Source organism: Pyxidicoccus sp. MSG2, from assembly GCF_026626705.1.
Lineage (GTDB): Bacteria > Myxococcota > Myxococcia > Myxococcales > Myxococcaceae > Myxococcus.
Window position 1 is genome coordinate 2707722 of record NZ_JAPNKC010000001.1, and the last position, 24742, is coordinate 2732463.

The window sequence follows — 24742 nt, forward strand, 5'->3', positions numbered from 1 at the left end:
CAACGGCGGCAGCCGGGCCCGGCCCGCCCCCTGGAGGCCGCCTCGCATGCGGCCGCAGCCCCCGCCCCCGCTGCCCGGGCCTGCGCCGTCATCGGCTGCGGGAGGCCCCACCGCAGCCAGGGCCACTGCGCGGCCCACTACCAGAAGCGGCGCCTCATGGTGGCCACCGGCCGCCTCCACCTGGCCTGGGTGGAAGGCGCGGCTCCCCACAGCATCCCTGACGTCATCCTCCCGCGCGGGCGCAGGCCGAAGGCCGAGACTGCGCAGCCTTCGTCAGCGGCGCCGCCCCCCATCCCAACGCCGAAGGTGTGGGTGCAGAAGAAGGGACAAGGCGTGCTGCCTCTCGGCCCTGGGCTGGTAAGCGCCGCCGTGGCCCCGAACACTCGCCCTGTCAGGCGACAACAATTTCTGCCCCCCTCACGCCAGTAAAACTGACCCCCTCCGGGAGGGCCGTTTGTTGCTGCTCGTCGTCGGGGTCGCCGCCGAAGCTCCGCCCGCGGGGGCTGTTTCCCCGCGGGCGGAGCGTAGGCCCTTCCGGGCCCTCACGCTCGTCTTCTGCTACTCGGTGGAGCTCTGCGCCGTTGCCGTGCCGCGCGTCAGCAGCCCGGCCTTGCGCTTGTGCCGCAGCCGGTAGCTGTCGCCCTGGATGAGGAGCGTGTGGCTGTGGTGCAGCAGTCGGTTGAGGATGGCCGCCGCCAGCACGTCGTCACCGAGGACGTGGCCCTATTGGCCGACGAGCTGGTTGGTGGTGATGAGCATGCTGCCCTTCTCATACCGGCGCGCCACCAACTGGAAGAAGAGGTGGGCGGCGCGCTTCTCGAAGGGCAGGTAGCCCAGTTCGTCGATGACGAGCAGCTTGGGCTTGGCGAAGTAGTTGAGCTTGTCGCGCAGGGCCCCCTCACTCTCGGCCTTGGCGAGCGCGGCGAGCAGCGTCGTCGCGGACGTGAAGAGGACGGAGTGGCCGGCCTCGACGGCGGCGCGCCCCAGGCCGATGGCCAGATGCGTCTTGCCCACGCTTGGTGGCCCGAAGACGAGGACGTTCTCCGCGCTCGCGATGAAACGCCCCTGGGCGAGCTCGCGCACCAGCTTCGCGTCCACGCCAGGCTGCGCCCGGAAGTCGAAGTCCTCAAGCGTCTTGACGGCCGGGAAGTGGGCGATGGTGATGCCCATGCTGACGCGCTTTCTCTGCTTGGCGCCCACCTCCTCGCGCGGCAAGCCGTCGAGGAAGGCCAGGTAGCTGGGCTCGCCGCGGGCCGATTCCGACAGCAGCGCGTCGAGTCTCTCGGCGAGGTGTCCGAGGCGCAGCCGCTGCAGGTGCTCCACGACGCGCGCGTGCACGGTGTCGGCGCTCACGCGGCACCTCGCTTCACGCCGCCCGCGATGGCCCTCTCGTAGTCCGCGAGGCTGCGGCCCAGCGCATTCAATGCCGAGGGTGCGGCAGCGCTCGCCACCCCCGAAACCTCCTTGGGCTGCTGTCGCCACAGGCCCTGCCAGTGCTCGGCCTTGATGATGCGCGCGTGCGGCTCGCGGCCGCGTGTGTGCCGGGCCACCTCGACTCCGCCGTGGAAGATGCGCACGTCGGCGTCGCCGACGAGGACCTCCACATGCTCGCGCACGAGCCGGTGCGGCACGCTGTAGCGAATGGTGTCCACGTCGACGAGGGCGTCGTGGGCCACCCGTCGTTTCAGACGCTGCTCGCGCCGTGGCAGCGCGCGCAGCGGCAGCGCACGCAGCGCCGTCTTTTCGTCGCGCTCAAAGCGGGCCGCGGGCGTCTCGTGCGTCGTGCCATGCACCCGGACATCCGCATCGACCATCCATGCGGCCAGGTGCGCCTGCAGCCCGGCGAAGGACTCGAAGGTGCGTGCGGCGAGCGCGTTGCGCTTGACGTACTTCACCCCCGACTCCGTCTTGCCTTTGGTGCGTGCGCGATATGGCCCGCAGGCGCGAGGGGTGACGTCCCAGGTCGAGCCCGACACGCACTGCTGAAGGCGCTGGCGCACGGCTTCCGTCTGGTCCGGCGCTTCGGCCAGCCGCGCCGCCATGGGCTCGATGCTCTTGCGCTCTCCATCCAGCAGCAGCCCGGTGACGTATCCGTCCATGGCGCGACGCCTCTCCGTGCGTCCCATTCCCGTCGTCATTGTGTCCAGGAACTCGGAGAGCTCTCGGTCGAGCTTGTGCAGTTGTGCGAGCGTCATGCCTCATCAACACCGGGCTGCCATGCCCGATTCATCTGACTGAGTAGTGTTAGGCGGCGGAGCTGTGTGGTGAAGCCGCCTCGGGGCGCACCAACCTGGCGCTGCGCGCGGTGGCCCCGGCCCACCGGGAGGTCCGGCTCTGCGCGTACATGAGTTCCCAGCGCCCGGCGCGACAGGGCGGAGCCAACCCCAGTTTTCGAAGGTCCCTCTCCGCCGCTCGCCTCGCCACCACTGCCGCCCGCTCCCCGCCACGTGCAGGGCGACGAAGGTGCGGGGTGTGTGGCTGTTCCGACAGAGGCACGACTCGCTGTTCTCGGCGCCTGGATGTGGGTAAGGTCCCGCCCCTCAGGGGAGGGAGCCGTGTCTTCGATTCCGGACCATTCGTGGGATGGGCTGCTGCCACCGTGGGAAGGGCGGGATCCGACGACGAACGTCAACCGCTCGCCGTACCGCTGCAGCTGGCAGGACATCATCAACCGCTTCGCCACCTCCCCGAAGCGCATCGACATCCTTCTCGGCCTGCTTGGCTACCGAGCGCTCCTGCGTGAGCACGGGGTCACTGTCGGCTTCCAGTGGCTCACTGGGAGCTTCGTCGAGCGCATCAACCGCGAGCCCAACGACGTCGACGTCGTTACCTTCTTCCAGGTCCCAGTGTCATTCAGCGAGGCGGACGCCAAAACACTCTTCAATCACGGGCACAACAAGAAGACGTACTTCTGCGACCACTACCCCGTTCCGCTGAGCTATCCCGCGTCGCCCGCCGTGGACCCGACGGAGCACGGGGCGGTGCTCGTCGACACCACCACCTACTGGTACGGGTTGTTCTCCCACCGTCGCGACACGTACGCATGGAAGGGGTTCCTCCGCATGGACCTCCTCCCGGCGGAGTATGATGACCCGGCACGTGAGTTGCTTGTGACCATCAAGGCACACTTGGTGAAGCAGCAGGAATTGGCATCGAAGTTGGCGAAGACTGAGGACCCTGGACAGTGAACAGCGCGACACGCAGACAGTTCCTGCAAGCAGAGCGCGCTGCGGCGGCGGCGTTGCTCGCGCGCCTTTCGCCTGCGCACTTCATCGAGCGCATCTCCCTTCAGTCGCGGCTTGAGAGCATCGACCAGGAGCTCCAGGAGCTCGGCGCATCGCAAGCGGACTCCGTTGAGCCTGCAAGCACTACGGTCTACTTCGACGGCGGCCCGGTAGTGGGTCAGCGTGCCATCGATGCCACGTTCGCGGCCTCCGCCATCGCGCAATTCCAGGGGTTGGTGGAGCTGGTTGGTGCCTCGCGCCGCCACGGAGCACTCGGGCGCGGAGGCGCGGTTCCCGGAGGCCGGGACTTCCGGCTGCACATCACCGACATCGCGCGCGGCTCCTTCGGTTTCCACTTCGAGCAGCTTGAGGGGAACGAGTCCGCCGACGAGATGCGGGCTGCGGTCGGTGAGGCAACGGAGCTCATTGAGGGGCTCCGAGCCGAAGAAGAGGAGTTCTACGAGCGGATCGCCGAGTTGGAGCCGCGCGTGCGGACCGCGCTGAACGAGTTTGTCCAAGTGCTGTCCAAGAGCGAGGCAACGCTCAGGATGGAGAGCGGGACCCGCAAGCTCAAGCTCACCAAGGACGAAGTACACACAGCGAGCACGCGCCTCTCCGAAGGCGCGCCGAGCGTGAATGACGTGCCGCGAAGAGTGAAGTACCTAGGCGTCCTAGGCGAGTCGCGGCGCTTCGAACTCCAGGACCTAGAGACCGGGGTCGTCTACAAGGGGAAGCTCGCTCCCGGGCTCGATGCGAACATGGTGGCAGAGGTTGCTCTCGTCCTTATGGAGACATGCACCGCAATGCTGCGCATCACGACAGTGGAGCGTCCCGGACGCGAGCCGAAGGTCACGTACCAGCTTCTGTGGCTGCGTCCCGAACGCCTCGGCGATCAGGCGCCGTAGGGCGCCGGCGCCCTCGTGCCAACCCAAAATTTGGTCGCCGTATCATGTGTGCGCCAAGTCCGCCTCACGGCTGTGAACGACCCGCGAGATGGGTTGGCCTTGCTCAAGCTGGGCGTGCCCCTCCCGGGCCCCGCCGCGTACAAATCGCCGGCAGCCTATTCGACACTCCCCACCAATCTTCCCCCATCTGAGAGCAGTCAGGCGCCCACCAAGTCGCGAAATGCAGGAACAGTAAGGCGCCAAGTTCGCGGCGAACCAATCGGGCACCCCGACTGGCCACTCTCTGCGCAACCCCGAGAAATCACTCATGATTTCTGTCGCACTCTCTGGAGAGAGAGCAGAGAACGAGTTCGTGGGGCCAACCATTCGGGAGCCATTTCTCTCTCGTCGCCAACAAGCGGCGGGAGCTGGTGAACAAAGGCCCCCTTGGAGAAATCCTCGGGGGCTTCGTCTTTTCTCCCCACGTTTCCAAGGGGTTCGCGCGTTCTCGTGGGGGGACGCGGCGATCGCGAGCGCGCGGGCAGAGAGCGCGGTTGCGGGGGGTCGGGCGTCGCGGACAAGACCGACGCGCGTTCTCTGTCCGTTCGGGAGAGAGAGTCCGAGAGCGGTTAAAAGGAGACGCTAACCGCTCACCGCGCGCCCTCGGCGAGAACGGCGCGACGAGCTACGCGGCGTTGCCGCGCGATGCACCCACGACGGCAGCGGCACACGCGCTCTTCGAGCCTCTCGGCGCGCGGTCTCTCCCCGGTCGCGGGCGGCGGGAACACGCGGCGCGCACGCGCTCGCGCGCCCCCTTCGGCACAACTCGCTCCCCTGGTATCGTTCGCGATCGATGAGGCGGCACGGCGACAACATGGACCTCGGCGAAGGCCGACTCCTCGAGAGGGCTGTCTAAAGTGGCTGACGAGACGACGGACGGCGCGCTCCTCGAGCTCAAGCTGATCGGCGACATCGCGGGCTCGTTCCGCGTCGCCCGGTACCAGCGTGGGTATCGCTGGGGGAAGCTCGAGGTGGAGCGCCTGCTCAACGACATCTGGGAGAGCAAGGGCACGCCCTACAGCCTGCAGCCGGTCGTCGTGAAGCGTGACGGCGAGGCCGCGTGGGAGCTGGTCGACGGCCAGCAGCGCCTCACCACCCTCTTCCTCATCTTCGTGTTCATGCAGCGCGAGCGGCTCCAGAGCTCCGGCGCGCCGTACTCCATCACGTACGACACGCGTCCGGACAGCGAGGCCTACCTACAACAGCTCGACGCTGACCGCGCCGACAGCAACATCGACTTCTTCCACCTTCACGGGGCATACGAGTGCATCCGCGCTTGGTTCGACACGCACGGCGCCCGGCGACAGTACGTGGCCAACAAGTTCTACGGGTACCTCTTCGAGAGCGTTCGCGTCATCTGGTACGAGGCGCCGAAGGGTCTCGACTCGACGACCCTCTTCACGCGCTTGAACGTCGGGAGGATTCCGCTCACGGACGCTGAGCTGCTCAAGGCGCTCTTGCTCTCGCGCAGTCGTGGGGGCGCCGGCGCCACGGACAGGACCCACGAGATCGCCGCGCAATGGGACAGCATCGAGCGCGATCTCCAGCATCCCGATGTCTGGGCGTTCGTCGCAGACGATGCAGCCGCAGACAGTCCGACGCGGATCACCCTGCTCCTCGACACGCTTGCGGGGGGCCCTCGCGGTCGAGCACGTCCGCGGTTCCACACCTTCGATGTGCTCCGAGAGAAGGTCGAGCAGAGCAAACCGGAGGCGGTCTGGAACCAGGTCGTCCAGCTCCACGCGCTCGTTCTCGGCTGGTACGAGAACCGGGACCACTACCACAAGATCGGTTACCTCGTGGCCATTGGGCAGCGCTTCAGCGATCTCGTCGCGCTCGCATCCGGCAAGACGAAGAGCGAATTCGGGGCTGTCCTCGACGGGCGGATCCGCGAGACCCTCGACCTCACGCCCTCCGGCGTGACTGCGCTCAGCTACGAGTCAGACACGCAGAAGTGCGCCCGCCTCCTCCTCCTGATGAACGTCGAGACGGTGCGACGGATGAAGGACTCGACCGAGCGCTACTCGTTCCGCATCCATCGCCGCCAGGCGTGGTCGCTCGAGCACATCCATGCGCAGCACGCGGAGAGCCTCACCAAGGCCGAGCAGTGGAAGGAATGGCTGCGGCTTCACCGCGCCGCCCTCGCGGACTTTCGCTCGGTCGATGAAGCCCGCCGGGACGAACTCCTCCGCCGGATCGACGACGTCGGCGACAAGATCGATCGCCAAGTGTTTCAGGAGCTCGCGCGCGACGTAGCGGCAACATTCACCCTCGCAGACGGATCGGCCGCAGCGGCAGCCCACTCGGTGCATTCGGTGTCGAACCTTGCGCTTCTCGCGAGCGGCCACAACAGCGCGCTGAGCAACGCAGTGTTCGAGGTCAAGCGGCGGCGGATCCTTGAACTCGATCGCCAGGGAGCGTACATCCCCATCTGCACGCGCCAAGTCTTCCTCAAGTACTACACGGACGCCGACGCGCAGCAGGTCCACTTCTGGAGCACGCAGGACCGCGAAGCCTACTTGGTCGCGATCCTCTCGGCCGACGGTGGTGTGGGCGCCTACCTCAAGCCGGAGGTGCCGCTGTCATGAAGAGCTACGTCACGTCTTACAACGGCCTCTTCGCTCGACGCGCGGCGGACGCGCCCATCGTGGAGCGCATCGAGATCCCGATCATCCAGCGGGACTACGCGCAGGGGCGAGACAGCGACGCAGTTGCGCGCATCCGCGCCAACTTCCTCGACGTCTTGCACGACTCAGTGACGACCGGGACGCCCATCAGCCTCGACTTCGTCTACGGCGACGTCGTGGGCGGTACGCTTCGCCCTCTCGATGGTCAGCAGCGGCTCACGACCCTGTTCCTGCTGCACTGGTACCTCGCGTGGCGCGCGGACCGACTCGACCAGGAGCAGGGTTGGAAGCGCTTCGAGTACGCCACCCGTCCGAGTGCGCGACGCTTCTGCGCGTGCCTCGTCGAGTCGAAGCCACCCTCGGATGCGAGGCTGCGCGCGTGGTTCGAGAACCAGCACTGGTTCCTGCACACGTGGCAGCACGATCCGACGATCCAGTCGATGCAGCTGATGCTCGAGGCGATCCACGAGCGCTTCGCCGACGCCGACTGCGCCGCGGCGTGGGAGCGGCTCGTGGGCTCCGAGGCACCCGCGATCTCGTTTCACCTGCTGCCGATCGAGCAGATGGGCTTGAGCGAGGACCTCTACATCAAGATGAACTCGCGCGGGAAGCCGCTTACGCCGTTCGAGAACTTCAAGGCGAGGTTCGAGCAGGTCTTGGAGCACTCCTGCCCTGACCGCGTCGAGGAGTTCGCGCAGAAGGTGGACGGCACTTGGGCCGACCTGCTCTGGCCGTTCCGCGGAAGCGACGACATCGTCGACGACGAGTTCCTCCGCTACTTCCAGTTCGTCACCGATGTCTGCGAGTGGCACGATGGCGGGCTTCCTTCGGGCGACATCGAGACGCTCGCCAAGCGCGTCTACGGCCCGGGAAATGAGAAGGCCGCGGCGCACCTGGACTTCCTGATCCGCTGCTTCGACACCTGGGTCGATGCCGACACGGCCTCCGTGTTCTCCAAGACGTTCTCCTTGACGCCCGCCCCGCTCGATTCGGATGACACGAGCAAGGTGATCCTCTTCGGCATGCAGGGAAGCTCGGTCAACCTGTTCGCCGAGTGCTGCCTAGGCCAGGTGCGGCGTAGCTGGCCGCGGACCCTCCTCCTTTACGCGGTTCTGCTGCACCGACTGCACGAGACTGCCGAGTTCCCGCGTAGGCTTCGCGTGCTGCGTAACCTGCTCGAGGCCTCGAGCAGCGAGCTCCGTGCCGAGAAGATGCCCGCGTTGCTCGCGGACGTGCGCCGACTCATCGTCGAGGGGGCCCTCTCGGGCGTCTCGAGCTTCAACCAAGCGCAGGTCGCCGACGAACAGTTGAAGATCGAACTCTTGAGAGAGAGCGAGGCGCCCGCTCTCGAGCGCGCTCTCTTCCATCTCGAGGATCACCCGCTTCTACGCGGCTGCCTGGCCGCCTTCGATCTCGATGCCTCGATCTTCGAGCGTCGGGCACGAGCGTTCCACGAGCTGATCGCCGATCCGAGCTTGCTGCCCGTTCTCACCGGAGCGTTGCTCGCTGCAGGCGACTACTCGCAGCGCATCAATCACCGCTTCTTGCAGCTCGGCTCGAGCTCGAACATGTCGCAGTGGCGAGAGGAGATCCTGACCGGATCCAGTCGCGCACTCCTTGCCAATGTGCGTGACGCATTGGGGCACCTCCTCGACGCCGTTGCGGCGCGCGAAGGTGATGTGCGGTCGACGCTCGAGTCCTTCACGAACGGCTGGCTGGAGAGCACGGACGACGCGAACGGCTTGGACTGGCGCTGGTACTTCGTGCGCTACCCAGAGATGCGCGCGGGCCGCTCTGGCATCTACGCCAGCGCGACGGGCTCCCTGGGCTACAGCGTGTGCATGTTGGATAAGAAGGCGATGAGCAGTTACTACCGCGACCCCTACCTCTCTGCGATTCGGCAGCAGAGCGGCGTCCCGGAATCGGCCGTCCAAGGAGCGGTCGCGCAGCACTGGTCTGGTGGTCCCTGGTTCACTGGCTACGAGACGGAGGCGCGCTGGATGCAGCTCACGAGGAGCGGCGCGGAGATCCAGTGCGTCCAGGATGGGCTCCAGCTACGCGCGCCCGCTACGCCGCACGTGGAAGTTTTCACGCGCGTCTGCGCGGCCCGCGGGATCGGTCCCGATCTTCGCCTGAAGGTTCCCCAGGTCGCGATCGGCGGGCGCCAGCTCGACACGAAGGACCGGGTGCAGCTCGGCGCAGCGCTCCTCCGCGACCTCGTAAACGCGGGGCTGTAGCGTGATGAACAAGCATCCCGGTTGGTACTTCACTGCCCCCTGGGACCCAGTCCCGATTCGACGTGGCGACGCGCTCGGCCTTCGGGCGGGCGCGGACTACTTCGCCGACCTGCTCGCGCCTAGCCTGAGCAACGCTGCCTCCGATGCGAGGTGGATCTCGCTCCTCTCGTGGTGCCTCACGTGGTCGCACGTCGCGTGGCGGAACGCGGGCGGCGGTGATCTGTCTCGACGTGACGGTCAACGCGCGAGGTACGCGTGGCTTCGACCGCTCGAGCTACTCTGGGTGGACCGCACCCTGGAGTCCGGGCAGACGACCGGGCAGCTCCGTGGGCGACGAAGTGTCGAGCGCTGGCGCAAGGCGGACCGGCAGCTTCCCAACTTCGCGATGAGCCCCGACCAGTTCCGCCGGTACCGACAAGTCGGCACCTACGGCGCGTACCGCGTGGTCCTCCGTACCGTTCCGGGGCTCACGACGGGCGACGGGTGGACGCCCGCAGACACCGCGATCCAGCTCGCGAATCTCGTCAACGACAGCCTCCCTCGTGATGTACGGCTCAAGCAGGAGCACTTCGAGAACGGCACGAAGTGGGGCCACTGGAGCGACGGCGACGAGGCGCGCTACTGGGTGAAGCACGGGTGGCCCGCCGCATGGGCGAAGGCCGGAGGTTTCCTGCCCACGCCAGACGACGCGATGAGAAAGCGACTTCCCGAAGAGGAACGCCGCCTGCTCGAGCGCGTGCTGTTCAGCGCCGAGTCCACTCGACGCGTCACCGCCGAGGCATTGGCCAGCGCCAAGAGCGCGAAGTCGCACGGCGACCTGTGCGACACGCTGGCCAACTCGAGCGTGCTCTCGAAGAAGCTCGAGCCCGCTTCGCTCGCGCCCCTTCCTTCCTTCTCGCGCTTCGCCGACACCTCGATGCGCGCAATGCGAGGGCTCTGGATCGAGATCAATCACGACGACGTCAAGCAGGCGCCCTCCGTCGACAAGCTCGCGCGCTCCTCGGAACTGCGGACCAGACTCGACCTGGTTCGAGAAGCCGCCGCAGCGTGGCTTCGCGCGCCGGGCCGGAGCCTGTTCCCGCACGATCACGTGATCACACGGCTCGCGGACGCCATGCAGTCTGCGGCGACTCCGATCGACCAACTCCGAGCTCTGGCGCGCCATCACCACGAGCACGGCGGAGGCCGACGCTGGTTCCGTGAGCAGGCCGGCAAGATGGTCCCTCTTGTGGCCGACACGGGGATTGCCGCGAGCGACTACCGCTTTCGGCTACGGCCGCTGAGTCGTTTCGCGGCCCAGTGCGGAGTCGCCAAGATGAACGACGTGCTCAACGCCGTTGAGCGGAACGAGCTCGAGGACGTTGCGCGGCCCGAGCCCGACGACGAGGAAGGAGACGCTCTGTGACGACGCCGAGCTGGAAAGATGTCCTTCCCTCTCCTCCTCCTGGAGGCCGACTCCTGGAGGTGTGGATGACGAGCTTCGAGCAGCCCGACGCCGGCATTCTGGTCGAGCACCTGCTTCCGTCGCTGCTCGGCGCGAACCACTCGCTCTCGCAGGAGGTGCAAGAACGCACCCTGTTCTTCGGCGAGCTGGGCACGGCGCTCGAAGCGCTGCACGGCCGACTCACCGTCATCTCTTCGCCGCCGCGCGCTGCACGCGAGGATTCGCAGTATCCGTGGCTCTGGCGGTACGTGAGCCATTTCTCCGTCGGTTCCGACACGCGCGCGGTTCAGCACGCCAAGCTCTGGGCCTTCCACTGGAAGGTCGACGACGAGGAACTGCTTGAGCTGCACGTCTCGTCCACGAACCTCACGGCCTCGGCGTTCAAGGGCCAGTTGCAGGCGGGCTGGCAGGTGACGCTGCCGCTTGGGGATCGGGCCAACCAGAACACGCGTCGAACGTGGGGTGAGCTGGTTCCGTTTCTCGAGGCGCTCGGCAACTCCGCAGGAGAGGTCGCGGCGACGCGCATCCAGCGGTTGGCCACGCTGCTCGGCCGCGTCGAGTGCCCGGCCGACGTCACGTTCATCGCGAGCATCCCAGGCCAGCGGAGCGCCGCTCGGCAGCTCACTCAGTTCGAACCGTTCGAGCTTCACGTGCTCACACCGACCATCGGCGAGTGGAACGATCGAACGCTGTCGGCGTGGAGCGCCGACGTTGGCGTCGTCCCGGGCAAGATCCACCTCAAGTGGATCGCCGAGGCCCACCCATGGGCTGCAACGTCGGGCTGGGCGCTGTCAAAAGCCGCCAGCGAGAAGCTGGAGAGCAGCGGTGTGCAGCTCGAGTGCCTGCCGAAGGAAGCGCGTTTCACGGAGCAGCATCGCGATGCCGACGCGCGTTGGAGTCACGCGAAGCTGTACCTGCTCCGCAGCCGACGAAAGCGCCGGCTGCTGGTGACGTCGGCGAATTGGAGTGTCGCGGCGTGGGGCGCCGGGAGGACCTCGCCACGCAACTTCGAGCTCGGCGTCGTCTTCGAGTCCGAGTGGACGGACCTCGAAGCGCTCGGCGAGCCGTTCGACCCGCCCTACACGGTTCCCTTCTGCGTCGATCGCGCCGACGAAGAGGAGCGCGATTCGGCGCTCGAATGGGCAGAGGCGAGCTGGGATGGGATGTGCATTCTGCTTCACGCGCGCAGCACCGACAGCATCACGCCAATTACCGCCCTCGTGACGTTCATGGGCAGCTCGGAGGAAGGCACCTCGCTCGCCGATGGCGGTGCCACGATGCCGTGGAACGACCCGGAACGCACACCACTCACCGCACGCTTCACGCAGGGGAGCGAGACGCTGGAGGTCGACATCCTCGACCTTCGTCCGCCTACCGAGTTCGCGAAGACACCGCTGCCCGAGGTCGATCCGGCCATCGCGAAAGCCCTGCGTGAAGCATTCCTGCTCCAGCGCTATGGCGGCCCGGTCGTCGATCCCGAGTCCATTCCCGGGCTGGGTGGCGAGCAGCGGCCACCGGGCGTCGCCGCTCCCGCAGCCGACTACACCGTTCAGGCGTGGATCGACGCGCGTGCGGCGTTCAACGTGGTCGACCAGTGGCGAGCTGCTCTTGAGGAGGCGGCGGCCGAACCCCTGCTCCTTGATCGTGTCCGAATGGACGGCGAGGAACTCCGCGCACTATTCGCACGGCGTGAGGGCCCAGCTGCTGGACTCGTGGTCGAGGAGCTCGGCTGGCGCCTCGACGAGGAAGCATGATGGACGACTTTCAGATCGACGCCCAGCGCTGGCGATTCCTCGACAACCCTGCTCGGTACATCGAACGCGAGACGGGCGGCCTTCAGGTCGAGCCCCTCACGAGGCAATTCAAGACCGCGAAGGAGATCCTCGCGCGGCTCGCGAGCGGGCGCGGCGTCCTCCTGGCCGACGACGTTGGACTCGGCAAGACGACGGTCGGCGCGCTCGTCGCGTGGGTCGTCGCGTGCCAGGACAAACGCGTGCGCATCTACGCGCCGAACGAGGTCCTGCGTCGGCGCTGGGCCGAAGAACTCGAGCGCCACGTGCCCATGCTTCGGCAACTCGGCGCGAGCTACGACCGCATCAAGCAAGGCGACGTCGGGAAGCTTAACGCAGGGCGCATCCAGGTCGCGACCCATCACGCACTGGTCAAGAGCCACGGCAACAACGAGCAGCGCACTACGTGCGACCTCATGATCATCGACGAGGCGCACCGCGCGAAGGGAGATGGCAGCGCGTTCAATGAGGCGCTCCGAAATCTCGGTGACCGAGCGAAGCGGAAGCTGATTCTCACGGCCACGCCCTTCAGCATCCGGCTCACCGAGCTGGAGCAACTGCTGCAGTTCGCAGGGGCGACCGAGCTCGCAGCGGTCCGCCGCTACGCCGGAGAGTTGAAGCGGCTGTACTCTCTCGGCGATGGCCATGACGTCGCCGCCGAGTCCAAGCGGCTCGTGAGCGCCGCGAAGTCCGCGATCGAGGAGCTGCAGCCGTACCTCATCCGCCACGGCATCGACGACCTGTCGGCGTCAGAGCGGAAGCACTTCGGTGCGGTCGCCCAGGGGCGCTGGGAGATTCCGACGGCACCCGCGACGCAGGAGGACCTCGCGCTGCTCCTACGGATGGACCGCATCCTACAGCTCACGCCGGAGCGGAAGGGCGAACGACGAAACGACCCGCGCCCCCACATCGGCTGGCAGCACGTCGGCACCAAGCTCGACAGAGCCTCCGAGCGGGCCAACGACCACGCTGCGCTCCGGCACATCAAGGCGGCGACGAAGGCGCTGAGCGCAAGGTGCACGAAGCCCCACCCGAAGATCGCGGCGGTCAGCGATGCCATCCGACTGATCCTGGATGGCGGCGAGAAGGTGCTCGTGTTCTGCCACCACCGCGCGACCGCAAGCGAGCTGCTCGGTGCGCTCGAACGTTCACTGAAAGCACCGAGCGTTTCGCGAAACGGTCCGTCCGAGAAGGTGTGGCATGCAGCTTGGGAATCGCTCTTGCCCGACGACGCTCCCTTGGTCGCACCGGTCATCGACTGGCTCTGCACGCCAGGTCTGCGGTGGCAGATCGGTGGGTGGCTCGGCGAACCGGCGAGCACGGTCGAGGGACTCGCAGACCAGCTCACGACGACCCGGCCGCGCAATGCGAAGACGAGCGTGCCGACGATCCTCGAGTCGGCAAGGACGCTGACGGAGGTGCTGCTCGATCAGCAGTCGACGTCGACGCGCGCCCTGTTGAAGAGCATCGCGAAGGGGACGCACACCTTCGGCGGCAAGACCTCGCACTTCCCTGGGCGCCTCGACGACGGCCTCCGGGCGATGGGCGCATGGGGCCACGTTGGTCACGGCGATCCACCCAAGACGCTGTACACGGGCAAGCCCGACATCGTGCTCGCGCTCTTCAACAGCCCTTTCGGGCCCGACGTGCTCATCACCACCGACCGGCTCAGCGAGGGCGTCGACTTGCATCGCTGCTGCCGACACCTGATCCACTACGAGCTCGATCCCAGCCCCGTGCGCACGCTCCAGCGCAACGGCCGCGTGCGTCGCGTCGGGTCGTGGGCGGCGCTCACGGGCCAGCCGCTCCAGTACGCGTACCCGACGTTCGGAGGCACCCGCGACGAGAAGGCTGTCGGTGTCATGAGGCAGCGCATCAACGCCTTCGGGCTGCTGCTCGGCGGCGTTCCATCGCTCGACGATGACTCCAGCGACAGCGAGCAGAGCTTCGCGGAGGCCGTCCTTCGCGGCGCGCGAAAAGACCTGGAGTCGCTCAACCGACGGCTCTGCGTGTGACGCAGCCGCCGACGATCAGCCCACCAGCTTCTTGAGGAGCCCGAGCCCGCGCGCGGCTTCGGCGGGCGTCGCGTCAGAGAGCTCGAGGTACACGCGGCCCCGCGCGTCGTAGAAGTCCTCGGTCTGCACGATCCAGCGCTCGCTCGCGGACGTGGCCAACTCGACGTCGGCGGCGAGCTTGTGGAGCGCCTGCGCCTACCCAAAATTCGGTCGCTGCGTTAAGCGTCCCCTACCCTCTATTGGTACGGAGCCGAGCGGATGCTCTGCCACCCGACACCACACCGGAAGGACAGGTGTGAAGTTCGCGGCGGACCAATCGGTCCCGATGGGCAAGACCCTCCGCCCAGCCACCCGTAACTGCCGGATATTGCAGTGCTTTCCACTCCCCAGAGAGTTCGAGTTCTCTAGAGAAAAACAGAGAACGAGTTCGTGGAGGGCACTGTTCGGGGAGCTGAAGTGAAGAAGGCCCTGCCAGAAATGGCGGGGCCTTTTTGTTTCTACACGGGTCCGGCGGCGAAAGTCGGGGGCCTTCGTGCTCAAGGCCCTGAACCCCGACGGATTCCCGTCTCTCCGTACCGGAGAGGGCGCTCGCCCTCGTCCGACGGTCCCCTTCCCCACCTTCCACTGAACGACGCCGGCCCCTGCCACGTGCGGATGGCGCACGCGTGTGGGGCGCCGTGCGTCCCGAGGTGCCCTCATGCCCCGTCCCGACCTCGTTCCGGATTGCAGCGCGTGTACCGCACTGTGCTGCGTCGCCACCTCGTTCGAGCGCTCCGAGGACTTCGCCTTCGACAAGCCGGTGGGGTGGCCTGCCGGTACCTGATGCGCGGGCATCGTTGCGCCATCCACGCCGAGCTCAGCGCGCGTGGGTGCCGGGGCTGTGCCACGTACGACTGTTACGGCGCTGGCCAGCGTGCGACGCGCGCATTCGCGGCGGCTCCGGCACACCTCCGCGACCAGGCGTTCCTCGTCCTGAGGAGCCTTCATGAGCTGCTCTGGCTGCTCACGGAGGCCACGAAGCTCTGCCCGCCGTCGTGCGGTGAGCTCCAGGCCGCGCTCATGGCTCAAGTCCAGACATTGGATGCCATTGCGTGCGGCGACGCGGCAGCGATTCTAGAGGTCGAGCTCTGTCGCCACGACCAGCGCACGCGTGCGCTTCTGCGCTGGGTTGGCGAGGCACTCGATGACCGCGCTCACGGAGGGGATCCTACCTGACACGCGCTACTGCTATCCGGGTAGCTGCGCGACACGCTCGGAGTTACGCAGATGCTGGATGCTCACCGTGCACGATTCCACAGCCCTTGCGCACCGTAGTGTCTGCTGAGCTAGTACTCCTCGGTCAGGTCACCCATCAGGACGTCGAGGTCCTCGACTCCTCCGCTCAAGTCGGAGGAGTCGAAGCGCAGTACCTTCTTCAGCTCGCGCAGCACGCCGATTTCTCCCATGCCCGGGCGCAGCCGCTCCATGTCCGCTACCGGCTCAGCGTCACCTGCTCGTCGAGCCGGGCCATCTTGTGCGGGTTGCGCATGGCATAGATGCGGGTGATCCGGCCGCTCTCGACGACGACGCTGACCGCTGTGTCGAAGTCGCCGGCGGCATCGACCCGGAGCGCGGGCGCGCCGTTGATCCACACGGTCGCGATCCGAGCGCCAGGCGCGAGCGTGGGGAAGCGGGACAGGAACCCGGCCACGCGATCGCCGCCGACAACCGGGCGCCGGGCCGCCGCCGCCAGGCCGCCGCCGTCGGCGACCAGCACCACGTCGGGGGCGAGCACGTCGAGCAGGCGCTGCAGGTCGCCGGAGTTGATCGCGGCCAGGAACCGCTCCAGGACCGCCTGCTGCTCCGCCCGGTCGACCTGCATCCGGGGACGGCGTGCGGCCACGTGCTCCCGCGCCCGGTGGGCGATCTGCCGGACGGCGGCTGGCGTCTTGTCGAGCGCCGGGGCGATCTCTTCGTACGGCATGTCGAAGACCTCCCGGAGCACGAACACCGCCCGCTCGGCCGGGGTGAGGGTCTCCAGCACGGTGAGCATCGCGATCGAGACGCTCTCCGCGAGCTCGACGTCCTTGGCGACGTCGGGGCTGGTGAGCAGCGGCTCGGGCAGCCACTCGCCGACGTACTCCTCCTTGCGGCGGGCGAGCGTGCGCAGCCGGTTGAGGGCCTGCCGGGTGACAACCCGGACCAGGTAGACGCGTGGGTCGCGCACCTCGGCCCGACCTGCGTCACCGATGTCCGCCCACCGCAGCCAGGCCTCCTGCACGACGTCCTCGGCGTCGGCCGCGGAGCCGAGCATCTCGTACGCGACCGTGAAGAGCAGGCTGCGGTGGGTGACGAAGGGGTCCTCCGAGCCCAGCGGATCGTGCGGAGCGCGGGCCGCGTCGGGCGAAGAGTTTGAGTAAGCCCCATCGCCGGGAGGCTCGCCTCCCGGCGACGTCGGGCGCATCGAGGCCGTCATGATGCGGACGCTCCCCCCGGCCGTGCACTCGGCTGGGCCATCGGCTTCAGCCCGCACGAGGCGGCGAAGCCCTCCGACTCGATGCCCAGGGCGGTGTTGGAGCGGGTCGTCAGGTTGGCGAACCCGATCACAGTCGTGAGCTCGATGAGCGCTGCGGCACCGAGCTGCTTCCTCAGGCTCGCGACCATCTCGTCGGTCACCGTGGGAGGAGTCTGGCTCATCGCCTCGGCATACCCCAGCACCTCCCGCTCCAGCGAGGTGAACACGTTCGACTCCCGCCACCGCGGGATCTCCCGCGCCTTGTCCACGTCCAACCCATGGTTGTGGGCCATGAAGTAGTTGAAGTCCAGGCACCACGAGCAGCCCACCAGCGACGCCACCGCCATGTGCGCGTACGACTTCAGGCTCTCGTCGCACTGGTCCCACTTCTGTAGCTTCTGCCCGAAGCCCATGCTGGCCTTGAGCACCGGCAGGTGGTGCCACATCACGCCGAGCGACTCGGGGACCTGACCGAACGTCCTGCCGGCGAACTTCTTCACTATCGCGCCGTAGAGTCCGGTGATCTCCTTCGGGGGGATCCTGGTCGAGGTCATGTCTTCTCCTGGTGTCTGTATCGGGTTCCGTCGACATGGAGACACCGGACGCCCGCGGGATGTGACATCCGGGCCGGATATCCTCGTCACCCGTGGCTGACGCTGAGTTCCCCTACTCCGACCTCCTCCCCATCGGTAAGGAGGACACGCACTACCGGTTGAGCACGACCGAGGGGCTCAACCTTCGTGGCGAACGGGCGGACGCTCCTGCATCTGCCCACCTCCCGCAACAGCGCCCCTGTCCGTCTCATGCTCCAGCGCCATGACACCGGAACCCTGCTATCGATTGCGTGCGTAGACTACGCTGGCCCCCGTTCCACTCACTCGACAGGGGTCTCTCATGAAGCGTTCTCTTGTTGTGATGGCGGCGTTCCTCAGCCTCTCCCTCATGGCATGTGGCGGCGCAGACACCGGGCCGGAGAGCGAGGCCACGCCCGCGGATGGTGCGGAGGCGACGGTCTCCCAGTTCGAAACCTGTACCGGCTACAAGGCGTGCAGTTCGATTGCGAACACGTTCTGCTCGCCCGTGGGCGCGACAACGCATTGCTGCGCCAGCAACGGCACCACCAATGACCTCATCTGCGCCCGCACCAGCACGTCCTCCGCGGCGCGGTGGCTTTACTACTGAGCCCCGCACCGGTCCGCACTCGTGCGGCGTGAGTTCCCACGGCTCCGGGGTTTATCTTTACATTTGCAACTCGAATACCCTTGCAGGGCTCCTCCAACCTGCAGGGGTCTCTGAGGTTGGAGGCGCAGGAATTGCTCAAGGCGCGCTCAATGCCTGCACGACCAGTACATCCAGCTCGATGACATCGCCTGGGGCACCCTCGGTGCCGGTCACCTCCACCCCCACCCGTTCCGTTCCGGCCGGGGCCGTCAGCTCGCGAACGGTCCGAACCCACTCCTCGGAAAGCACCGGGCTGGAGAGCAGCTCCGACTGCAGCTCCCGGCCGCTTGCATCGCGCCAGCTGACCCGCATTTGGGCGACCAGTGAGCGTTCCGGCGTCCCGCGTGCCCAGAAAGAAGCGCGGTGCGCCCCCGGGGATGCGGCAAACCCCGGCCAGTTGTCGAGGAGGATGCCCCAGCCGTACAGCTCGCTCACCTCCACGCGCATGCCCGCTTCGCCGTCTCTCGCAGCGGTAGGCTCTCTCGAAACGACCACCGAGTACCACGCGGCCCACTGTCCGAGCCCGGTCTCGAGGGAAGCAGTCTCGGCGTCGAGCAGATTGGAGTTGGGGGAATGGTCGATGATCGCCGGCTCGCAGGCGGTGAGCGCCGCGACCAGCGACAGAATGCTCCAGCGCCCCAGTCTCATCGCTCTGTCTCGCGTTCGCCGGCCTGACAGGACAGCGTCCCACGGGCACGCTGGACCGCCTCCGCATAGCGCCCACGCCGGAACTGTCGTTCGTGCCGGGCCCAATGCGCGCAGGCGCGCTGCGCGTCTTCGAGCTGGTACGTGAGCAACGAGCCCAGCTCGAAGCTGAGGCGCTCCCGCGTCGCCGCTGGCTGCTTGCGCATCGCCACCTCGAGGTGCCGCGCCGCTTGCTCGAACTCGCGCCGACCGCGAAGGACCTCCAACTCTCGCAAGATTTCCTCCACGCTCGGGGCAGCCACGGTGGGGGGTCGGGAGGATGCGCCCCCCGGGCTGGACGTCGCCAATGGCTGGGGCGGCTCCGGCTCGGGAGACGCTGGCTCGCGAAGTGCTGGCTCGGCAGGCTCGGCCACCGGCCACTCCAACGTCTGCCCCACCCGCAGCTGAACCACCTCACCCGTGAGCCGACGGAAGGCAATGGCGCCTTCGTGCAGGGTGACCGCTCCACCCGCTTCCCGCTCCTCCACCGTGAAGCGCGTGCCCATGACCTCAATGGCCCCGCCTGACACGAGCACGACAGCGGGGAGGGCACCTGGCTTTCGGCGCTTCACCGAGAACTCCGCGCGGCCGCGGACCAGTCGCACCCCCGACGGTTCACGATGAACGACGAGCGGCCCCTGGTTTCGGAGGGTGATGCCTCGGGCCTCGTCCACCAGGGCGGCCTCACCCACCTGGATTTCCACACCCGCGGCGTCTTCCCGCACCTTCAGGTCGGGAGTGGCCTGCGCGAGCTCGAGTCCCCCCAGCGAGCGTGCGGACGGAGCGCTCCAGAAGAACACCGCGAGGGCCAGCGCCGCTGCAGGCGCGGCGAGCATCCACCACGCAGGACGTCTGTGCCATGCCGGCTTCGACTCGCGTGCGTCCCGCAGCCGCGACCACAGCCGGGCCCGCGCGGCCGGGGACATCCCCTGCTCGCGGCGGAGCTGGTCTTCACGCCGGAGCTCAGCACGGAAGTCACGGGGCTCCATCGTCCACCTTCCATCCCCAGGCCGACAGACGGCCCTGGGCTCGGCTGATCAACTTCGACACGTAGCCCTCTGATAGCGAGAGGAGCTGGGCAATTTCGCGCTGGCTCAGGTCATCCAGCATCTTCAAGGCCATCACCACCCGCTCCTGCCCCGGCAAGCGGTCCAGCGCCGCCGTGGCGCTGCGCACCGCCTCTCTCCGCTCGAGGGCCGCCTCGGGCGTGAGCTCCGTCTCCGTGTGCTGCGGCGGAAACAGGAGGGCGGCGATGCGCCGTCGAAACGTGTTCTCGCGCCGCAGGGCGGAGAGCGCCACGTTCTGCGTGACGCGAAACAGCCAGCCCCTCACGTCCTCCTCGCGCAGCCAGGCTCGGTGCTCCCAGGCCTTGAGGAAGACATCGTGGGTGACGTCTTCGGCCCAGCCCGAGCGGCCGGCCGCATACCGCCTGGCCCAGAAGAAAACAGCCTCGGAGTGCTCCTCATAGAGCGTATCGAACGACACAGGTCGGTCAGGCAGGGCGGGCGGGGCCTTGGAGTGGGGAACGCGCGACATCCTTCACCTGGGACCTACGCCTGGAGCCGGAGAAACTTTCCTCGGAAGTTACGGCTGCCAGGAGAGATTGGCGCCGGTTTCGAGCCTCGCGCCTCCCCGCGACCACAGCGTTCCGCCCTCGCTCACATGGGACATGGGCCTCAGCAGCCCCAGGGCCACGCGCAACTCCGCCGCGAGGCGCTCGGCGAACCTCCACCGGAGCTTCATCCGAGCCCAGCCTGCGGGAGACACCTGCGTACCCGCTTGGGCCGACACCCAGGGGTCCGCGAGCTGGAAGGTGTGGAAGACGATGCCCGCGCCCACGCCAGGTTCGAGCTGAAGGCGCTCCGCCGCGGAGAGCCGATAACTGAAGAAGGCGCCACCTTGCACCTCGAACACGCTCAGTGCTGCGCCGCGAGTCCCCCCGAGCCCCGCCTCCGCCTCGAGGCCGAACGCCCCCAGTCCGCGCCTGATGGAGAGCACGAGGTGTGGGTCGACCGCGGGTCCACGCCAAAGCGAACCCAGGCCCAGGCTCAGGTCCAGCTCGGAGCTCCGTGGGGCGGAAGCCACCGCCACGGGAGGCGGGGGCGCAGACGCGGGAGGCGGGGGCGCGGGCGGGGGCGGCTCCGGCTCGGGCTTCAGCGCCCGCGTCATCTCCGAGAGCTTCTGGGCGACTTCCAGGTGAAGCTCCGCGAGCGAACCCCGCCCCACGCGAACGCTCTGCTCGACCCGTTGCCGTGGCCCGACTGCCTCGAGCCGCAGTCCTTCTGGAGTGCGGCTTGCGCGCAGTCGAAGCTGCGCCGGGCGCTCCGGAGAGACGACCGCGAAGCCCTCCTGTATCAACCGGATCGCCACCTTCCGCTCCAGCTCCACGCCGTCCCACCGCCGATAGTCCTGGTCGGACAGGGAGCGAAGGTCGAAGGAAACGGACACCGCCGGGGCCTGGGTCAGGAAGATGAGGGAGAGCGCGCTGAGCAGAGCGGTCATGCGGTGACGGTGAGAGTACCGTCGACCGTGGACCACAGCCAGCATCGGCCGCCCGTGCACTCCAGCTGCCCGCCATCACGGGGAGGAAAGTTTTTTCGGCCGCGCGCGTAGCTGGGGGCATGACGTTTCCACGCTACGTGAGCCTCCTGCTTCTCTGCGCTGGCGCGGTCGCCTGCTATGGCAGCGCCGAGCACATCAGCCCCGGCGGAGACGACCCCGCCGGCGAAGACGACCCCGCTCCGCCGGCTTCGTCCGTGCCCATCCCCCCTGCACCGGCGCAGTTCTCCTGCGACGCGAACGCCGTCCCCGCGGACCTGCCATTGCCCAGGCTGTCCCGGACGCAGCTGGCGAACTCGCTTCGCTTCGCCATTGCCCGCGCCTTGCCGAACGAGGCGGACGCCATCTGGACGAAGCTTGCGCCCGTCTTCGCCCGGTACCCCACGGACCAACGCACACCCGCGCCCGGTGACTTGAAAGGCGGCTACAGCCGGATGGACCAGTCCATCCAGCAGTCCCAGGTCGACGTCATGTACGACCTGGGGAAGGCCGTGGCCCAGGAGCTCACCGGCAGCGACGCGCGCCGCAACACCCTTCTGGGCAGCTGCGCGAGCGACAGCCAGACTGGCAACGACCGAGCCTGCCTGGAGACCTTCATCCGTGGATGGGGCTCCCGCGTCCTGCGCTACCCACTGCCGACGGCGGAGGTCACCGTCTTCGCGGACATCGCCGGGGCCACTCCGGTGGACAGGGCGGCGGTGGCCGACGTCATCACCACGCTCCTGAACTCGCCCTGGTTCCTCTACCGGGTCGAGCATGGAACGAACGCCAGCCAGTCGGTGAGCCCTCTCTCCGCGTTCGAGCTGGCCTCGAGGCTGTCCTATCAATTCTGGCAAGCGCCTCCAGACGACGCGCTCTGGGCCGCGGCGGTCAATGGCTCACTGATGACCGCGAGCGGCTTCACTGCCGAGCTCGACCGGATGATGCAAAGCCCCCAGCTGCGAAGCTCGCTGCACGAGTTCGTCAGCGAGTGGCTGCGGCTCGAGGAGCTGCCGTCGCTGGTGGCGCTCCGGAACGACCCGGTCTACCAGGCCTTCGTCGGGGCGGAGATGCCCACGGACGCTGCACGCACCGCGATGTTCGAAGACGTCCAGCTCTCTGCCTGGCAGACCGTCGTGTCGGGTGGCTCGGTGAGCGACTTCCTCCACGACCGGAGGTCCTACACGGCGGACCCATTCCTGGCCTCCATCTACTGTGTGCCCGTCTGGAGTGGCTCCGGTCCGGCGCCGGTCATCCCTTCCCAGAACCGCAGCGGGCTGCTGACACGCGCTGCGTTGCTGGCCACGGGAACCGCGTCGACGCGTCCCATCCACAAGGGGTACCTGGTGCGAAACGCACTGCTCTGCCAGAAAGTCGGAGCCCCACCTCCCAACGCCAGCGACAGGCCTCCCGCACCGACGGAGAGCATGACGACGCGACAGGTGGTGACCCAGCTCACCTCCGGAGGCAGCTGCGGTGGATGTCATAACCAGACCATCAATCCGCCGGGCTTCGTGCTGGAAGGGTTCGATGCGCTCGGGCGAGAGCGCGGCGTGGAGCGGCTGTTCGACCCGCGGGGCCACGTAACCACCGCACCCTCGGTGGACACCGTGGCGGAGATGCGGGTCTACGACGACGAGCGACGAGTCGTCTCCAACGCCGCCGAGCTCACGAAGATGCTCGATGACAGCCAGCTCTTCGAGTCCTGCGTCGCGCGGCACTACTTCCGCTTCTCGCACGCCCGCGTGGAGTCCACCGAGAGGGATGGCTGCCTGCTCTCGGAGATGGAGACGGTCGCGCGCAGCGGCGCGCCCATGGCCGACATGCTGAAGGCAGTCGCCACACACCCCACCTTCAAGCAGAGGAGCTTCCAGTGAGCAGGACACCTGTCTTCCGAGTGGACCGCCGCATGTTTCTGCGCGGCGCGGGCGGAGCCGTGCTGGCGTTGCCGCTGCTCCCATCGCTGCTGAGCCCGAGCGAAGCGAAAGCGCAGACGGCTCAGCGCCCGAAGTGCTTCGTGCACTTCCGCACCCCACATGGCGCCATCTTCGGCGCGAACATGTGGCCGGAGGACCCGGCGCTGACGCAGAGCCTGTTCTACGCGGACCACGACGTCCGGCGAGGGGCGCTGGCCGCTCCGGTCAACGCGAGCGGTGATGCGGTCATCAGCCGGGTGCTGGCCGCGAAGTCGACGGTGCTCACGCCCACCCTCGTCTCGAAGATGAACATCCTGCGAGGCCTCGACTTCCCCCTGTACATGGGTCACAACTTCGGCGCCGCGCTGGGCTACTACGACTTCGACAAGCAGCGGCCCGACTCGCCCCGGGCAACCATCGACCAGGTGATGGCCTACTCTCCGGCCTTCTACCCGAGCGTCGCCTCCGTCCGGAAACGCAGCGTCGCCATCGCCGCCTCGGGCACCTCGAGCGGCAGCTGGGGCTACAGCACCCCTGGGGTTCGTTCCTCCGGAGTCACTTCGAGCTCCATCAGCCCCATCGAAAGCTCGCTCTCCCTGTTCGACATCCTGCTCGCCGGCACCGGCAGCTCCGGCAGCACCCGAGCACCGGTGGTGGACAGGGTTCTCGACAGCTACCGGCGGCTCCGCAACGGCAGCGGTCGGCTCTCCGCCGAGGACAAGACGCGACTGGACCAGCACATCGACGCAGTCGCCGAGTTGCAGCGCCGGCTGGGGACGACCAGCGTCGGCTGCCAGGTGCCGTCGCGGCCCACCACCGACAACCTGTCGCTCAAGAACTCGGGGTCCTTCGCGGGAGACCCAGCGAAGAACATCGAATACTTCCGGCTCATCAACGAGGTGCTCGCAGTGGCGATGAACTGCGGCGTCTGTCGCATCGCCACCATCAGCATCGACGAGAACAACCAGAACCTGAGTTTCACCACCCGCGCCCCACAGGGTGAAGACTGGCACAACAACGTCGTTCATCCGGCGACCGTGGCCGGGGCGAACCAGGACCTGGTGGTGCAGTTCAACCAGGTCTTCTTCTCACAAGTGTTCCTCGACCTCGTCTCCCGTTTCGAGCGGTTCTCGAACGGCGCGGGTGGAACGCTGCTGGATGACTCGCTGGTCGCGTGGGCACAGGAGAACGGCAACACCCCACACTTCTCCTTCTCCGTCCCGGTGGTGACCGCCGGAAACGCGGGAGGCGCCCTCAAGACCGGCAGCTACTGCGACTACCGGAACATCACGCGCAAGGTGAGCGGAGACTCCAGCACGGGCAGCGAGGGCAACTCCCTGTGGGCAGGCCTCCTCTACAACCAGTGGCTCGGCACGGCGCTCCAAGCGATGGGAATCCCGAAGACGGAGTGGAGCGAGCCCGACCATCCCGGCTACGGCTGGAAGGCGTCGTACCAGTCTGGCTACGAGTACTTCTTCACGAACAAGGGCTTCAGCTCGGCGCAGGCATATCCGTCGTCGATGTGGCAGAAGACCGGAGAGCTGCTGCCGTTTCTCGCGTCGTAGCCGACCCGAGTGGTCCGGCGCGGCGATTCATGGCGGGCGGGCG

Annotated in this window: 19 protein-coding genes and 1 pseudogene; 11 read left to right on the forward strand and 9 right to left on the reverse strand. The window is 67.5% G+C overall.

Annotation, left to right across the window (positions count from 1 at the left end):
- Positions 1-558: 558 nt before the first annotated feature.
- Both istB and OV427_RS09850 read right to left on the reverse strand, forming a co-directional pair.
- A pseudogene (gene istB / locus OV427_RS09845) lies at positions 559-1353 on the reverse strand (IS21-like element helper ATPase IstB).
- The gene (locus OV427_RS09850; RefSeq protein ID WP_420718353.1) at positions 1350-2180 is read right to left on the reverse strand and encodes a Mu transposase domain-containing protein; all 831 of its coding nucleotides are present in this window, start codon (positions 2178-2180) and stop codon (positions 1350-1352) included. The pseudogene istB and the gene OV427_RS09850 overlap by 4 nt, the downstream one beginning before the upstream one ends.
- Before the next feature lie 375 nt (positions 2181-2555).
- Between OV427_RS09850 and OV427_RS09860 the strand changes: the two genes are divergently transcribed.
- From OV427_RS09860 to OV427_RS09895, 8 genes are all read left to right on the forward strand, one after another.
- A complete protein-coding gene (locus tag OV427_RS09860) occupies positions 2556-3188 on the forward strand; it encodes a DUF6932 family protein (protein ID WP_267855836.1) in 633 nt (210 codons plus the stop codon).
- Positions 3185-4129, forward strand: a complete 945-nt coding sequence (locus tag OV427_RS09865; protein ID WP_267855837.1) for a hypothetical protein — start codon at positions 3185-3187, stop codon at positions 4127-4129. The genes OV427_RS09860 and OV427_RS09865 overlap by 4 nt, the downstream gene beginning before the upstream one ends.
- 896 nt (positions 4130-5025) lie before the next feature.
- Positions 5026-6756: a DUF262 domain-containing protein gene (locus OV427_RS09870; protein WP_267855838.1), complete on the forward strand. Its 1731-nt coding sequence runs from the start codon at positions 5026-5028 to the stop codon at positions 6754-6756.
- Positions 6753-9032: a DUF262 domain-containing protein gene (locus OV427_RS09875; protein WP_267855839.1), complete on the forward strand. Its 2280-nt coding sequence runs from the start codon at positions 6753-6755 to the stop codon at positions 9030-9032. Before OV427_RS09870 ends, OV427_RS09875 begins: the two co-directional genes overlap by 4 nt.
- Before the next feature lie 283 nt (positions 9033-9315).
- Positions 9316-10437, forward strand: coding sequence for a hypothetical protein (locus tag OV427_RS09880; protein ID WP_267855840.1), 1122 nt, complete (start codon positions 9316-9318; stop codon positions 10435-10437).
- Positions 10438-10502: 65 nt separating this feature from the next.
- Positions 10503-12230 carry a hypothetical protein gene (locus OV427_RS09885; protein ID WP_267855841.1) on the forward strand — a complete coding sequence of 576 codons (1728 nt, stop codon included), beginning with the start codon at positions 10503-10505 and terminating at the stop codon, positions 12228-12230.
- A complete protein-coding gene (locus OV427_RS09890) occupies positions 12227-14281 on the forward strand; it encodes an SNF2-related protein (protein ID WP_267855842.1) in 2055 nt (684 codons plus the stop codon). Before OV427_RS09885 ends, OV427_RS09890 begins: the two co-directional genes overlap by 4 nt.
- 697 nt (positions 14282-14978) lie before the next feature.
- Positions 14979-15104 carry a hypothetical protein gene (locus OV427_RS09895; RefSeq protein WP_267855843.1) on the forward strand — a complete coding sequence of 42 codons (126 nt, stop codon included), beginning with the start codon at positions 14979-14981 and terminating at the stop codon, positions 15102-15104.
- A 502-nt stretch (positions 15105-15606) separates the two neighbouring features.
- Here OV427_RS09895 and OV427_RS09900 read toward each other — a convergent pair.
- Genes OV427_RS09900 through OV427_RS09910 form a run of 3 tightly spaced genes read right to left on the reverse strand, consistent with a single transcriptional unit; the run spans position 15607 to position 17329 of the window.
- Positions 15607-15747, reverse strand: coding sequence for a hypothetical protein (locus OV427_RS09900; protein WP_267855844.1), 141 nt, complete (start codon positions 15745-15747; stop codon positions 15607-15609).
- Positions 15748-15752: 5 nt separating this feature from the next.
- The gene (locus OV427_RS09905) at positions 15753-16736 is read right to left on the reverse strand and encodes an RNA polymerase sigma-70 factor (RefSeq protein ID WP_267855845.1); all 984 of its coding nucleotides are present in this window, start codon (positions 16734-16736) and stop codon (positions 15753-15755) included.
- Positions 16733-17329 (reverse strand): carboxymuconolactone decarboxylase family protein, encoded by a 597-nt coding sequence (locus OV427_RS09910; RefSeq protein WP_267855846.1) that lies wholly within the window; start codon positions 17327-17329, stop codon positions 16733-16735. The genes OV427_RS09905 and OV427_RS09910 overlap by 4 nt, the downstream gene beginning before the upstream one ends.
- 340 nt (positions 17330-17669) lie before the next feature.
- On the opposite strand from OV427_RS09910, the gene OV427_RS09915 reads away from it, so the two are divergent.
- Complete coding sequence (locus tag OV427_RS09915; RefSeq protein WP_267855847.1) at positions 17670-17957, forward strand: hypothetical protein; 288 nt, start codon at positions 17670-17672, stop codon at positions 17955-17957.
- 135 nt (positions 17958-18092) lie between these two features.
- On the opposite strand, the gene OV427_RS09920 is transcribed toward OV427_RS09915, so the two are convergent.
- From OV427_RS09920 to OV427_RS09935, 4 genes are read right to left on the reverse strand one after another with little or no spacing between them, the layout of a single operon-like run.
- A complete protein-coding gene (locus OV427_RS09920; RefSeq protein ID WP_267855848.1) occupies positions 18093-18644 on the reverse strand; it encodes a hypothetical protein in 552 nt (183 codons plus the stop codon).
- Complete coding sequence (locus OV427_RS09925) at positions 18641-19669, reverse strand: FecR domain-containing protein (RefSeq protein ID WP_267855849.1); 1029 nt, start codon at positions 19667-19669, stop codon at positions 18641-18643. Before OV427_RS09925 ends, OV427_RS09920 begins: the two co-directional genes overlap by 4 nt.
- Positions 19656-20216 carry an RNA polymerase sigma factor gene (locus OV427_RS09930; protein WP_267855850.1) on the reverse strand — a complete coding sequence of 187 codons (561 nt, stop codon included), beginning with the start codon at positions 20214-20216 and terminating at the stop codon, positions 19656-19658. The genes OV427_RS09925 and OV427_RS09930 overlap by 14 nt, the downstream gene beginning before the upstream one ends.
- A 48-nt stretch (positions 20217-20264) precedes the next feature.
- On the reverse strand, positions 20265-21182 hold the full coding sequence (locus OV427_RS09935; RefSeq protein ID WP_267855851.1) for a hypothetical protein: 918 nt from the start codon (positions 21180-21182) through the stop codon (positions 20265-20267).
- Between the two features lie 119 nt (positions 21183-21301).
- Here OV427_RS09935 and OV427_RS09940 point away from each other — a divergent pair, with 119 nt between their 5' ends.
- Together OV427_RS09940 and OV427_RS09945 are read left to right on the forward strand one after the other, a co-directional pair.
- Positions 21302-23095 (forward strand): DUF1592 domain-containing protein, encoded by a 1794-nt coding sequence (locus OV427_RS09940; protein WP_267855852.1) that lies wholly within the window; start codon positions 21302-21304, stop codon positions 23093-23095.
- On the forward strand, positions 23092-24699 hold the full coding sequence (locus OV427_RS09945; RefSeq protein WP_267855853.1) for a DUF1552 domain-containing protein: 1608 nt from the start codon (positions 23092-23094) through the stop codon (positions 24697-24699). Before OV427_RS09940 ends, OV427_RS09945 begins: the two co-directional genes overlap by 4 nt.
- Positions 24700-24742 lie beyond the last annotated feature (43 nt).